This is a genomic window from Streptomyces sp. NPDC104106 (assembly GCF_055584345.1).
Genome location: NZ_JBVJMF010000011.1, coordinates 23,920 through 37,172 on the forward strand (window position 1 = coordinate 23,920; position 13,253 = coordinate 37,172).

The following is a 13,253-nucleotide window of genomic DNA, read 5'->3' on the forward strand; positions in this document are numbered from 1 at the left end:
GAGAGAGCCAGTCATGACCACTGCGAACACCCCTGTGCAGCCGCTCGCCGGACAGCGTGTCGTCGTGATGGGCGGCAGCTCCGGCATCGGCGAGGCGACGGCCGCGGCCTTCGCGGCGGACGGCGCGGAGGTGGTCGTCACCGGCCGCGGGCAGGCCCGCCTCGACGCCGCGGCGGAGCGGATCGGCGGCAAGGTCTCCACGTACCGGCTGGACGGCGCCGACCGCGCCGCACTGGACGCCTTCTTCGCCGCCTGCGGCACCGTCGACCACCTGGTCGTCGCCCTCAGCGGCAGCAAGGGCGGCGGCCCCTTCGCCGAGCTGGACCTCGCCGAGCTGGCCGCCGGATTCGACGGCAAGTTCTGGCCGCACGTCCAGACGCTCCAGGCCGCGCTGCCCGCGCTGCGCCGCGACGGCTCGGTGACCCTGGTGACGGCCGCCTCCGCCCGCGCCGCCCTGCCCGGCACGGCCGGCCTCGCCGCGATCAACGGCGCCCTGGAGGCCGTCGTCCCGCCGCTCGCCGTGGAGCTGGCCCCGCTGCGGATCAACGCGGTCTCGCCGGGCGTCGTCGACACGCCCTGGTGGGACGGCGTACCCGCCGAGCGGCGCGCGGCCCTCTTCGACGGCCTCGCCGCGACCACCCCGGTGGGCCGGGTCGGCCGCCCCGAGGACATCGCCCTCGCCATCCACCTGCTCGCCACCAACGGCTTCATGACGGGCGTCGTCCTGGAGGCGACGGGCGGAGCGACCCTGGCCACGGGCCGCTGAGCACGGGGCGCGGGCGCGCGCAAAGCAGAAGACCCCGGGGCGGACACCAACCGGGGTCTTCGGCTCGGGACGAGGTCAGACGGCCTCGACCATCGGCATCGGCGCCGCATCCTCGCTCTTCTGCGCAGGCCCGCCGCCGGCGCCCCGCAGCGGGACCTCCTTCACGAACACCGCCGCGACCAGCACGAGCACCGCGATCCCCGCGCCCAGCAGGAACGCCGAGTGCGTACCGGCGGAGACGGCGTGCTGGTAGGCGTCCCGGATCACCGGCGGCAGCTTGCTCAGGCTCTTGGCGTCCAGCGCCGCGCTCTTCTCGGTCATGTGCTTGCCGGCCGCACCGGCCCGCTCGGCCATGACGTGCTTGACCCGGTCGTTGAACAGCGCGCCCATGATGGCGACACCGAAGGACGAGCCGAGCGTACGGAACAGGGTGGTGGACGACGACGCCACGCCCATGTCCTTCATCTCCACGCTGTTCTGCGCGACCAGCATGGTGATCTGCATCAGGCAGCCCATGCCGAGACCCAGGACGGCCATGTAGACGCCGGAGGTCAGCCGGGTCGTGCCGGCGCCCATGGTGGACAGCAGGTACAGTCCCGCGGTCATCAGCACACCGCCGACGATCGGGAAGGCCTTGTAGCGGCCGCTGTTGGTGGTCACCCGGCCCGCGACCATCGAGGTCACCAGCATCGCGCCGAGCATCGGCAGGAGCAGCAGGCCGGAGTTGGTCGCGGAGGCGCCCTGCACCGACTGCTGGTACAGCGGCAGGTAGAGCGTCGCGCCGAACATCACGAAACCGGTGATGAAGCCGATGAAGGACATCAGCGTGAAGTTGCGGCTCCTGAAGATGTGCAGCGGCAGCACCGGCTCGGCGGCCCTGGTCTGCCAGAACACGAACCCGACCAGCGTGGCCACGCCGATGCCGATCAGCTCCATGATCCGCGCGGAGGTCCAGGCGTACTGGCTGCCGCCCCAGGTGGTGACGAGCACGATCGAGGTGATGCCGACGGTCAGCAGCACGACACCGAGGTAGTCGATGCCCGCCTTGGCCCGCTTCTTCGGCAGGTGCAGCACGGCGCTGACCAGCGCGAGCGCGACGGCGCCGAGCGGCAGGTTGATGTAGAAGGCCCAGCGCCAGCCCCAGTTGTCGGTGATGGTGCCGCCGACCAGCGGGCCGCCGATCATCGCCAGCGCCATGACGCCGGCCATCATGCCCTGGTACTTGCCGCGCTCCCGCGGCGGGATCAGGTCGCCGATGATCGCCATCACGCCGACCATCAGACCGCCGGCGCCGAGGCCCTGCACGGCCCGGAAGCCGATGAGCTGGCCCATGTTCTGGGCCATACCGCTGAGCGCGGAGCCGACCAGGAAGATCACGATCGAGCTGAGGAAGGACCCCTTGCGCCCGTACATGTCGCCGAGCTTGCCCCAGATCGGGGTCGAGGCCGCGGTGGCCAGGGTGTAACCGGTGACCACCCAGCTCAGGTGCTCCAGGCCGCCCAGTTCACCCACGATCGTCGGCATCGCCGTACCCACGATCATGTTGTCGAGCATCGCGAGCATCATCGCGATCATCAGCGCGAGCAGGACGACCCGGACGCTCCTGGGCTTTTTGCCCTTATCTGTGGGCTTTTGACCCATGGTGGCGTTTTCTATGGTGTCCGCCATCTTTCTTTCCATTCCCCCTGCGGCTTCTACTTACTTGCCGCCCGGCTAGTTAGCTACACTCGGGAAGGTAGTCCTGTTACTAGCCGGGCGTCAAGTAAGTTTCGTGGGAGTGCGAGGAGTACGAGGATGGGCGGCACCATGGACGGCACGAAGCAGCAGCGCCGCGGCAACACCCGCCAGCGCATCCAGGACGTGGCGCTCGAACTCTTCGCGGAGCAGGGCTACGAGAAGACCTCTCTGCGTGAGATCGCCGAGCGTCTCGACGTCACGAAGGCAGCCCTGTACTACCACTTCAAGACGAAGGAAGAGATCATCGTCAGTCTCTTCGCGGACCTGACGAAGCCGATGCAGGAGCTGATCGACTGGGGCCGGGAGCAGCCGTCCACCCTGGAGACCAAGCGGGAGATCATCCGGCGCTACAGCGAGGCACTCGCCGGCGCGGAGCCGCTGTTCCGCTTCATGCAGGAGAACCAGGCGACGGTGCGGGAACTGCAGATCGGCGACACCTTCAAGGACCGCATGCGCGGCCTGCGGGACATCCTCGTCGACCGGGACGCCGACCTGGTCGACCAGGTGCGCTCCGTCAGCGCGATGTTCACCCTGCACGCCGGGATGTTCGCGATGAACGACGTGGAGGGCGACCGCGAGAAAAGGCGTGAGGCCACTCTCGCGGTCGCCATGGACCTGATCACACAGGCGCACGAGCACGCCTGCCGGCGGCACTGAGGCGCTCCACGGGCAGTGGCCGCGACCTGCCGTCGGGCGACCGCGGGTCCGTCGCGGCCTGTCGCGCCCACGCGGCGGAGCCGCAGATCGGCGCGGCCCCGCGCCTCTTCGGGGCGCCGCGGAACCGCGCCGGCTTCGCCGAAGCCGCTCGGCTCAGCGGCCCGCGCCCTTGCCGCGCAGGAAGGCGACCGGGTCGACGGCGGAGCCGTAGCCCGGATTCGTACGGATCTCGAAGTGCAGGTGGGGGCCGCTGGAGTTGCCGGTGGAGCCGGACAGCGCGATGCGCCGGCCGGTGGCGACCACCTGGCCGGCCCTGACGTCGATCCGGGACAGGTGCGCGTACTGCGAGTAGGTGCCGGTGCCGTGCTTGATCACGACGGCGTTGCCGTACGCGGGACCGTCGCCGGCGCCGTTCGGACCGGCCTTGACGACGGTACCGCCGTGCACGGCGACGACCTCGGTGCCGGTCGGCACGGCGAAGTCCTGCCCGCTGTGCTTGGCCTGCCACATGGCACCGGACTGCATGAACCGGGCCGACAGGGTGTACTTCTTCACCGGGTCGACCCAGGAGGCGGCGGACGGCGCGGCCGCGCTCGCGGCCCCGGTCCCCACGACGGCCGCGGCCCCGACCGTGGCGGCCAGGACGGCCGTCCGGGCGCGAAGCGAGGACGTACGGAAAGAGCGGGACGTGGCGCGCTGGAACATCGGAACCTCGTGCATTCGAAAGACAGGACCGCCACCCGGCGAACAGACGTCCCGCCCGGCGGCCATCCCTTGGCAGTCCAGCACCCCACACACCCCAAAACGCCCAAATACGGCACTCAGTAGTAGAAGACTGTAAATCCCCCTTCTTTACCATCGCTTTTACTGGAATTTGCCTGGCAAACGGGGCCCTATCCAGCTTCGTAGGGGCCCTCGCGCCTGTGCGGCTTATCACCGGCACCCCACGCCGACGATGGCGGAAACGTGACGGGCACCTCTCGGCACCTACCCCCTGGTAACCCTACGGTTCCCCGCGCGCCACCCGCGTCACAGATCATGTCCCTGACATTCAGGCCGCCCACCGCGCGAGAGGACACCACCGATGAGCAGAGCCCCCTGGGCCAGCCGCGTCACCGCCACCGCCGTTTCCGCGACCGCCCTGACCGCCCTGATCGCACTGGCCGCCCCGGCCCAGGCCGCGAGCGCCACCGTCCCAGCCTCCGCCTCCGCCACCAAGGTGGACTACGCGACCTGGCAGAAGGACTGCCAGGCGGTGATGGACCAGGCCCTGCCGTACCTGCAGGAGCGCATCGCCGCCGCCAGGCCCGGCGAGAAGCAGGCGATCGTCTTCGACGTCGACAACACGACGCTGGAGACCGACTTCGGCTTCAGCTACCCCCAGCCGGCCAACAAGCCCGTCCTGAACGTCGCACGGTACGCCCAGGAGCACGGCGTCTCCCTCTTCTTCGTCACCGCCCGCCCGGGCATCATCGAAGAGCCCACCGAATGGAACCTGGAGTACGACGGCTACGACGTCTCCGGTCTCTACGTCCGCGGCCTGAGCGACCTCTTCAAGGACGTCGCCGCCTACAAGACGGCCCAGCGCGTCGACATCGAGAACAAGGGCTACACGATCATCGCGAACATCGGCAACAGCGCCACCGACCTCTCCGGCGGCCACGCCGAGAAGACCTTCAAACTGCCGGACTACAACGGGCAGTTGTCGTAAGCCGCGGGGTTCCAGCCATGGAGAAGGGGCCGGCGCTGTCCGCACCGGCCCCTTCTCTGTTCGGCTGATCCGCCGGAGGCTTACGCCTCCTTGCTCAGGTTCGGTCCGGCACCGCCGGCCGCCTGCTCGATCGGCGGGACGTCGGGCAGCGCCGACTTCTCCTCACCGCGGAAGGTGAAGGTCTGGGCGTCGCCCTCGCCCTCGGTGTCCACGACCACGATGTGACCGGGGCGCAGCTCGCCGAAGAGAATCTTCTCCGAGAGCGTGTCCTCGATCTCGCGCTGGATCGTGCGACGCAGCGGACGCGCGCCCAGCACCGGGTCGTAACCCTTCTTGGACAGCAGCTCCTTGGCGGACTGGGACAGCTCGATGCCCATGTCCCGGTCCTTCAGGCGCTCGTCCACCTTGCTGATCATCAGGTCGACGATCCGCAGGATGTCGTCCTGCGTCAGCTGCGGGAAGACGACCACGTCGTCGACGCGGTTGAGGAACTCGGGGCGGAAGTGCTGCTTCAGCTCGTCCGACACCTTGTTCTTCATGCGCTCGTAGTTGGTCTTCGTGTCACCCGAGGCCGCGAAGCCGAGGTTGAATCCCTTGGAGATGTCCCGGGTGCCGAGGTTGGTCGTCATGATGATGACCGTGTTCTTGAAGTCCACGACCCGGCCCTGGGAGTCGGTCAGGCGACCGTCCTCCAGGATCTGCAGCAGCGAGTTGAAGATGTCCGGGTGGGCCTTCTCGACCTCGTCGAACAGGACGACGGAGAACGGCTTGCGGCGGACCTTCTCGGTCAGCTGGCCGCCCTCTTCGTAACCCACGTATCCGGGCGGGGAACCGAAGAGACGCGAGACCGTGTGCTTCTCGCTGAACTCCGACATGTCGAGGGAGATCAGCGCGTCCTCGTCACCGAAGAGGAACTCGGCGAGCGCCTTGGACAGTTCGGTCTTACCGACACCGGACGGGCCGGCGAAGATGAACGAACCACCCGGACGCTTGGGGTCCTTCAGGCCCGCGCGCGTACGACGGATCGCCTTCGACAGCGCCTTGACGGCGTCGTTCTGGCCGATGACCCGCTTGTGCAGCTCCTCCTCCATGCGGAGCAGGCGGCTGGACTCCTCCTCGGTCAGCTTGAAGACCGGGATGCCGGTGGCCGTGGCGAGGACCTCGGCGATCAGCTCGCCGTCGACCTCGGCGACGACGTCCATGTCGCCGGCCTTCCACTCCTTCTCCCGCTTCGCCTTGGCGGCCAGCAGTTGCTTCTCCTTGTCACGGAGAGAGGCGGCCTTCTCGAAGTCCTGCGAGTCGATCGCGGACTCCTTGTCCCGGCGGACGGCGGCGATCTTCTCGTCGAACTCGCGCAGGTCCGGCGGAGCGGTCATCCGGCGGATGCGCATCCGGGAACCGGCCTCGTCGATCAGGTCGATCGCCTTGTCCGGCAGGAAGCGGTCGGAGATGTACCGGTCGGCCAGGGTGGCGGCCTGGACCAGGGCCTCGTCCGTGATGGAGACGCGGTGGTGCGCCTCGTAGCGGTCGCGCAGGCCCTTGAGGATCTCGATCGTGTGCGGCAGGGACGGCTCGGCGACCTGGATGGGCTGGAAGCGGCGCTCCAGGGCCGCGTCCTTCTCCAGGTGCTTGCGGTACTCGTCCAGCGTGGTCGCACCGATGGTCTGCAGCTCACCGCGGGCCAGCATCGGCTTCAGGATGGAAGCCGCGTCGATGGCGCCCTCGGCGGCACCCGCACCGACCAGCGTGTGCAGCTCGTCGATGAACAGGATGATGTCGCCGCGGGTGCGGATCTCCTTGAGCACCTTCTTCAGGCGCTCCTCGAAGTCACCGCGGTAGCGGGAGCCGGCGACCAGGGCGCCGAGGTCCAGCGTGTAGAGGTGCTTGTCCTTCAGCGTCTCGGGCACCTCGCCCTTGACGATGGCCTGGGCGAGGCCCTCGACGACGGCGGTCTTGCCGACGCCGGGCTCACCGATCAGCACCGGGTTGTTCTTGGTACGGCGGGACAGCACCTGCATGACCCGCTCGATCTCCTTCTCGCGCCCGATGACCGGGTCGAGCTTGGACTCACGAGCGGCCTGGGTGAGGTTCCGGCCGAACTGGTCCAGGACGAGGGAGGTCGAGGGCGTGCCCTCGGCCGGCCCGCCGGCGGCGGCGGTCTCCTTGCCCTGGTAACCGGAGAGCAGCTGGATGACCTGCTGCCGCACCCGGTTGAGGTCTGCGCCCAGCTTGACCAGGACCTGGGCGGCGACGCCCTCGCCCTCGCGGATCAGGCCGAGCAGGATGTGCTCCGTGCCGATGTAGTTGTGGCCCAGCTGAAGGGCCTCGCGGAGCGACAGCTCCAGGACCTTCTTGGCACGGGGGGTGAAGGGGATGTGACCGGACGGGGCCTGCTGGCCCTGGCCGATGATCTCCTCCACCTGCTGGCGGACCGCCTCAAGCGAAATGCCGAGGCTCTCCAGGGCCTTAGCGGCGACACCTTCGCCCTCGTGGATGAGACCCAGGAGGATGTGCTCGGTGCCGATGTAGTTGTGGTTGAGCATCCGGGCTTCTTCCTGAGCCAGGACGACAACCCGCCGCGCGCGGTCGGTGAACCTCTCGAACATCGTTAATCGCTCCTCAGAGCGGTCAGGCAGTGGGGGGGAACTTCCCCTCCCTGTCCTTCCGCAGCTTAGTCCCGCAAGCGGGGACCGCTCATTCCAACTGCCGACACCGTCCTTGGCCTCCTGACCCCGAACGCCGACATCTGCTCCAACCTGATGGTGCGAGACGATGTTCCCGCAGGCCAGGTAGTTACCCCCATCGCCAGTACGCCGATGGCGAACGTGAGACAGCCGGCCCTGCGTGTCGCCCCCTCCCACTAGGCATGTCTTACCCGCGGACGCTGACACTCCATGCCGTGCGCCCCCGTTCGCTCCGCTATGGGCGAACAACCCCGCGCCTCCCCCGACCCCCACTCGCCCCCTTTTCAGGCACGCAGCGCATCCGCTTGAACACGCAACGTAACTCCACGCCCGTTTCACCGGTTGCACCTGGCACGACCCCCACGACGCAGGCGGACCCCCATGACGCGCATGACGTCCACGACCCCCGCGCACCTCGACGTCCACACCGTTCCCCTTCCCCGCAGGCCCCTCGCCCGGCGACCCGAAGCCTGCGCCGACCCGGCCGCTCGGGCTCGTCACTGGTACGAGAACGATCTGGGGTGGGCGACCGTGCCCGGACAGCCGCTGCGGCTGGTCACGGGCGTGCGGTTCGACGTCCTGGACGTACCGGCCGAGGCGGGCGCGCGAGCGCTCCGGCGTCTCGCACCGGGCTCTCCGGTGGCCCTGCGGGGCGACCGGATGGAACTGCTGGTGGCCGCGGGCAGCGCGGAGGAGCTGCCGGGGCTGCTGGACTGGCTGGAGTGGAGCGCCGTCACCCTCGATCTGCGGGCGCTGGGCGCGGGCGACGTACTGGAGGCACCAGTGCCGCCGGCCGGGGCGGAGGCGGCCGGGAGCGCGCCACAGGCGCCGATGTCGTCCCTACCGGTGACCGGTCGCGTGCGGGGGGCCGCCGTGTGGCTGCGGCCCCCCGGGCCGGGATGCGAGGTCGAGGCCTCGCTGCCGGCGCTGTCTGCCGTGGGACGCGAGGGGAGCGTCCCCGATCTCGTGCGGCTGGTGGACACGGTGGCAGTGGCATGTCACCGCGCCCAGCTGCGGCGCGCGTGCGCCGGGCCGTCGCCCGCCGTGCGGCGGGATCAGCCGTTGGCCTTCTCGTAGGCCTCGCGGATGTTCCCCGGAACACGGCCGCGGTCGTTGACCTCGTACCCGTTCTCCTTCGCCCACGCGCGGATCGCCGCGGTGTCCTGGCTGCCACCGGAAGCGGCACGCGCCTTTCCGCGTCCGCCAGAGGCACGGCCCCCGGTACGACGGCCGCCCTTCACATAGGGCTCCAGAAGCCCACGCAGCTTGTCCGCATTGGCGGTCGTGAGATCGATCTCGTACGTCTTGCCGTCCAGCGCGAACGTGACGGTCTCGTCCGCCTCGCCGCCGTCGAGGTCGTCGACAAGAAGGACCTGAACCTTCTGTGCCACCGGATTTCCTTTCATCGATAACGTTGAGGGCCAGGGGTGTGTGGCGTCCGCCGTTTCGCCGCCCCTGTTATATGCAGTACTGCACTACGCCGGAAAGCAAACCGCTTTTGCCGGAAAAACACAAACCCCTGGGAGAGCACCAGCGGCCCGCCACCGCCCGGAAACATGCGCGTTTCGGACATAGGGCACCCGGGCAATGACGATCACAGATGCAGAAGCATCCGGCTGTTGCCCAAGGTGTTCGGTTTCACTCGTTCGAGACCGAGGAACTCGGCGACGCCCTCGTCATAGGAACGCAACAGCTCCGCGTACACATCGGTGTCGACGGGCGTCTCCCCGATCTCCACGAAGCCGTGCTTCCCGAAGAAGTCCACTTCGAAGGTCAGGCAGAAAACCCGCCGAACCCCGAGCCAGCGCGCCGTCTCCAGCAACTTCTCCAGCAACTGATGCCCGACGCCGGCGCCCTTGAGACCCGGCTTCACCGCGAGGGTGCGGACTTCCGCGAGGTCCTCCCACATGACGTGCAGCGCACCGCAGCCGACCACCTCGGCGTTGTCGTCGCGTTCCGCGACCCAGAACTCCTGGATGTCCTCGTAAAGCGTGACGGTGGCTTTGTCGAGCAGGATGCGGTCACGCGCGTAGGCGTCGAGGAGGCGACGTACGGCCGGGACATCGCTGGTCCGCGCCCGGCGGACGGTGATGGCTTTTGCCGAGACTTCGGGGTGCTCTGCTGACATGTGCGGACGTTATCGCCCGGCGCCACCCTCTGCCGAGCCGGGGTTCTGCTCTTGCGCGGGTCCGGCGGGCTGCTGTCGCCCGGCTTCCTCTTGCCGGGGTTCGGCGGCTTCGGGGGCTTCCCGGGTTTCCGGTCCCTGGACGATGCGCACGGCGTCCCGCAGGGCCTGGCGCTGTTCCGCGCTCATCATCCCGAAGAAGGCGACGAGAGCGGCGGCCGGGTTGTCGCTCTGCGACCAGGCGTCGTTCATCAGGGCGGCGGCGTACGCGGCGCGCGTCGAGACGGCCTCATATCGATAGGCCCGTCCTTCCGCCTCCCGGCGCACCCAGCCCTTCTGATGGAGATTGTCCAAAACCGTCATCACGGTGGTGTAGGCGATCGAGCGTTCCTGCTGGAGGTCTTCCAGGACTTCTCGAACGGTCACCGGGCGGTTCCACTTCCACACCCGCGTCATGACCGCGTCTTCGAGTTCTCCCAATGGGCGAGGCACAGCTCAGAACAATAGTGGGAGATCCCGGCAATGGCGTGCCGGACGTGCACTAGGCCCGCGAATGCGAACAAAAAGGGCGTACGACTCGGCGCCGCACCGGGATGCGGGAGTCGTACGCCGGGTGAGGTCGCTCAGGCGTCGCCGGCGGCGGAGGCCTGGCCCGCACTCTCCGCGCGGGCGAGGGCGGCGTCCACGGCCGCGTCCTCCTTGGCCTTGGCGGCCCCGCCCTGGGTCTTCACGATCACCCTGACCACACCGATGAAGAACACGGCCATCACGACCGGGGGCACGAGCGCGGAGACGTAGTCCATGCCTCCAGAGTAGCCACGCGGGAACGGGCGAAAGGGGCGGGGTGCGCGAACCGCACCGCCCGCCCCCGGGACCTGGGCGGATGCGGCGGCGCGGCGGGTCGGCGGGTCGGGGGCTTCCCCGAGGGTGGACGGCTGTCCCGCCGCGGCGGACAGCGGCGCGGTCAGCCCGCGGCCAGTTGTTCCGGTGGGGGTGCGGGCTTGCGGCGCGGGGGGAACACCTCGCCCGGCGTCGGGATGGGCCGGTCGGGTCGCGGCGGGGGCTGCTTGGCGGGGACCGGCTCGGGGCGCGGATCGGGCTTCTCGGCGGGTTTCCCGGGACTCCCGGGCTCCTGGGCCGGAGTCTGCGCCGAGCCCCCGGGGAGCGCCATCAGGCGCGTCCTCGCGGGCGGTACGGCGGGGGCGGGCACCCTCCGGGGGCCCTGCGCGAACCGGGCCCGCACGTCCTGCTCGGTCAGCGCCCGGCAGCGGTCCAGCAGTGCGGCGGCCGCGGGGTTGCCGCCCAGCGCCCGCAGCGCGGCCAGGTCCTGCGGCGTCGGCCGGTACCCGGCCCCCAGCACCTCCTCCAGGAGGGCGAGATAACCGGCGGCGCCGCCCGGCAAGGCGGCCCGGTACCGGCCGAGGTCCGCCACCAGGAACGCGCGCAGTCTCGCCCCCTCGCGCATCGCCTCGTCGAGCGACTCGGCGAGCCGGAAACAGTCCTGGACGTCCCCGGCAGAAGCCTGACCGGGGTGGAGGGCGAGGGCGAGGGCGCGGCGGAGCACACGCAGCTCCTCCGCGCCGAACGCCATGCCGCCGCGGGATCCGTATGGCGTGGGCATGCGGCGACGCTACCGCTAATCGGACAAAAGTGATGGAACGGAATGCTGTGTCGGCCGCGTGTCGCTCCCGGTTTCCCTCGACCGGGGCCACGGACACACCCACGCGCGCGTGGGTGTGAGAAGACCGGCGCCGTGCGAAGAGGGCACCGGCCGGTTCACAGCCGCGACATGTTGCGCTCGTACACCAGGCGCAGCCCGATCAGCGTCAGCCACGGCTGGTGCTCGTCGATCGCCGAGGACTCCCCCAGCACCATCGGCGCGAGCCCGCCCGTGGCGATCACCGTCACGTCGTCCGGGTCGTCGGCCAGCTCCCGGGCCATCCGCTCGACCACCCCGTCGACCTGCCCGGCGAAGCCGTACACGATGCCCGCCTGCATGGCCTCGACGGTGTTCTTGCCGATCACGCTGCGCGGCCGGGCCACCTCGATCTTGCGCAGCTGCGCGCCCTTGACGCCGAGCGCCTCCACGGAGATCTCGATACCGGGCGCGATGACGCCGCCGACGTACTCCCCGCGCGCGGAGACCGCGTCGAACGTGGTCGCCGTGCCGAAGTCGACGACGATCGCCGGGCCGCCGTACAGCTCCACGGCCGCGACGGCGTTGATGATCCGGTCGGCGCCGACCTCCTTGGGGTTGTCCGTGAGGATCGGCACGCCGGTCTTCACGCCCGGTTCGACGAGCACCGCGGGCACGTCGCCGTAGTACCTGCGGGTGACCTCGCGCAGCTCGTGCAGCACCGAGGGGACGGTCGCGCAGATCGCGATGCCGTCGATGCCGTCGCCCAGCTCCTCGCCGAGCAGCGGGTGCATACCCATCAGGCCCTGGAGCAGCACCGCCAGCTCGTCCGCCGTGCGGCGCGCGTCCGTGGAGATGCGCCAGTGCTCGACGATGTCCTCGCCGTCGAACAGGCCGAGGACCGTGTGCGTGTTGCCGACGTCGATCGTGAGCAGCATCGCCGTTACTCCGCCTCGCGCAGGTCCAGGCCGATGTCCAGGATCGGCGAGGAGTGGGTGAGGGCGCCGACCGCCAGGAAGTCCACACCGGTGTCGGCGTACGCGCGCGCGTTGCCGAGCGTCAGCCGGCCGGAGGCCTCCAGCAGGGCCCTGCCGCCGACGATGCCGACGGCCTCCGCGCACTCGCCGGGCGTGAAGTTGTCCAGCAGGATCAGGTCGGCGCCCGCCTCGACCACCTCGCGCAGCTGGTGCAGCGTGTCGACCTCGACCTCGATCGGCACGTCCGGAAAGGTCTCCCGCACGGCCTTGAAGGCCTGTGCGACGCCGCCGGCGGCGACCACGTGGTTGTCCTTGACCAGGGCCGCGTCCGACAGCGACATGCGGTGGTTGACGCCCCCGCCGCAGCGGACGGCGAACTTCTCCAGCGAGCGCAGGCCGGGGGTCGTCTTGCGGGTGTCGCGGACCTTCGTCTTCGTGCCCTCCAGCGCGTCCGCCCACGCGCGCGTGGCGGTCGCGATGCCGGACAGACGGCACAGGATGTTCAGCGCGCTGCGCTCGGCGGTGAGCAGATCGCGCGTGCGCGTGGTGACCGACAGCAGCTTCTGGCCGGCCTCGACCCGGTCGCCGTCCTCGGCGTGCCGCTCGACCTCGAACTCGTCCGTGCACACCACGGACAGGACGGCCTCGGCGACCCTGAGGCCGGCCACGACGCCCGCCTCGCGCGCGGTGAAGTCGCCGGTGGCGGTGGCCTCCTCGGGGATGGTCGCGACGGTCGTCACGTCCACGCCGCCGTCCAGGTCCTCCTGGATGGCGACGTTGGCGACGTCCTCGACCTCGATCGGATCGAGCCCGGCGGCGGCCAGCAGCTCGGCGAGCGCGGGGTCGAGTCCGCACTCCAGGTACTCGTGGTCGCCCTCGGCGCCGCAGGCGCAGTCGTCGCCGCAGCCGCCGGCGGGAACGAGGGGAAGGTCGTCGGTGCTCACGTCTGTCACTGCTCCT

14 protein-coding genes are annotated in these 13,253 nt (G+C 69.8%); 4 read left to right on the top strand and 10 right to left on the bottom strand.

The window, feature by feature from the left end; genetic code table 11:
* The first annotated feature begins 13 nt into the window (after positions 1-13).
* On the top strand, positions 14-766 hold the full coding sequence (locus ACZ60X_RS24965; protein ID WP_469602462.1) for an SDR family oxidoreductase: 753 nt from the start codon (positions 14-16) through the stop codon (positions 764-766).
* Between the two features lie 75 nt (positions 767-841).
* Here the strand turns inward: ACZ60X_RS24965 and ACZ60X_RS24970 are convergent, their stop codons facing one another.
* Positions 842-2,434, bottom strand: coding sequence for an MDR family MFS transporter (locus tag ACZ60X_RS24970; RefSeq protein WP_469602463.1), 1,593 nt, complete (start codon positions 2,432-2,434; stop codon positions 842-844).
* Positions 2,435-2,560: 126 nt separating this feature from the next.
* Between ACZ60X_RS24970 and ACZ60X_RS24975 the strand changes: the two genes are divergently transcribed.
* Entirely contained in the window at positions 2,561-3,160 is a 600-nt protein-coding gene (locus ACZ60X_RS24975) for a TetR/AcrR family transcriptional regulator (RefSeq protein WP_469602465.1), read from the top strand.
* Positions 3,161-3,313: 153 nt separating this feature from the next.
* On the opposite strand, the gene ACZ60X_RS24980 is transcribed toward ACZ60X_RS24975, so the two are convergent.
* Complete coding sequence (locus ACZ60X_RS24980; RefSeq protein ID WP_469603092.1) at positions 3,314-3,865, bottom strand: M23 family metallopeptidase; 552 nt, start codon at positions 3,863-3,865, stop codon at positions 3,314-3,316.
* 379 nt (positions 3,866-4,244) lie between these two features.
* Here ACZ60X_RS24980 and ACZ60X_RS24985 point away from each other — a divergent pair, with 379 nt between their 5' ends.
* A complete protein-coding gene (locus ACZ60X_RS24985) occupies positions 4,245-4,871 on the top strand; it encodes an HAD family acid phosphatase (protein WP_469602468.1) in 627 nt (208 codons plus the stop codon).
* Between the two features lie 80 nt (positions 4,872-4,951).
* On the opposite strand, the gene ACZ60X_RS24990 is transcribed toward ACZ60X_RS24985, so the two are convergent.
* Positions 4,952-7,477 (bottom strand): ATP-dependent Clp protease ATP-binding subunit, encoded by a 2,526-nt coding sequence (locus ACZ60X_RS24990; RefSeq protein ID WP_469602470.1) that lies wholly within the window; start codon positions 7,475-7,477, stop codon positions 4,952-4,954.
* Positions 7,478-7,945: 468 nt separating this feature from the next.
* Here ACZ60X_RS24990 and ACZ60X_RS24995 point away from each other — a divergent pair, with 468 nt between their 5' ends.
* Positions 7,946-8,632, top strand: a complete 687-nt coding sequence (locus ACZ60X_RS24995; RefSeq protein WP_469602472.1) for an SCO3374 family protein — start codon at positions 7,946-7,948, stop codon at positions 8,630-8,632.
* Here the strand turns inward: ACZ60X_RS24995 and ACZ60X_RS25000 are convergent.
* The 7 genes from ACZ60X_RS25000 to nadC form a co-directional block, all read right to left on the bottom strand.
* Complete coding sequence (locus tag ACZ60X_RS25000; protein ID WP_469602475.1) at positions 8,611-8,946, bottom strand: histone-like nucleoid-structuring protein Lsr2; 336 nt, start codon at positions 8,944-8,946, stop codon at positions 8,611-8,613. The genes ACZ60X_RS24995 and ACZ60X_RS25000 overlap by 22 nt on opposite strands.
* Before the next feature lie 203 nt (positions 8,947-9,149).
* Positions 9,150-9,683: an amino-acid N-acetyltransferase gene (locus tag ACZ60X_RS25005; RefSeq protein WP_469602478.1), complete on the bottom strand. Its 534-nt coding sequence runs from the start codon at positions 9,681-9,683 to the stop codon at positions 9,150-9,152.
* A 9-nt stretch (positions 9,684-9,692) separates the two neighbouring features.
* Complete coding sequence (locus ACZ60X_RS25010; RefSeq protein WP_469602481.1) at positions 9,693-10,136, bottom strand: BlaI/MecI/CopY family transcriptional regulator; 444 nt, start codon at positions 10,134-10,136, stop codon at positions 9,693-9,695.
* Positions 10,137-10,303: 167 nt separating this feature from the next.
* The gene (locus ACZ60X_RS25015; protein ID WP_469602484.1) at positions 10,304-10,483 is read right to left on the bottom strand and encodes a hypothetical protein; all 180 of its coding nucleotides are present in this window, start codon (positions 10,481-10,483) and stop codon (positions 10,304-10,306) included.
* 161 nt (positions 10,484-10,644) lie between these two features.
* On the bottom strand, positions 10,645-11,271 hold the full coding sequence (locus ACZ60X_RS25020; RefSeq protein ID WP_469603095.1) for a hypothetical protein: 627 nt from the start codon (positions 11,269-11,271) through the stop codon (positions 10,645-10,647).
* A 185-nt stretch (positions 11,272-11,456) separates the two neighbouring features.
* Positions 11,457-12,254 carry a type III pantothenate kinase gene (locus tag ACZ60X_RS25025; RefSeq protein ID WP_469602487.1) on the bottom strand — a complete coding sequence of 266 codons (798 nt, stop codon included), beginning with the start codon at positions 12,252-12,254 and terminating at the stop codon, positions 11,457-11,459.
* Between the two features lie 5 nt (positions 12,255-12,259).
* Complete coding sequence (nadC, locus tag ACZ60X_RS25030; RefSeq protein ID WP_469602490.1) at positions 12,260-13,237, bottom strand: carboxylating nicotinate-nucleotide diphosphorylase; 978 nt, start codon at positions 13,235-13,237, stop codon at positions 12,260-12,262.
* Positions 13,238-13,253 lie beyond the last annotated feature (16 nt).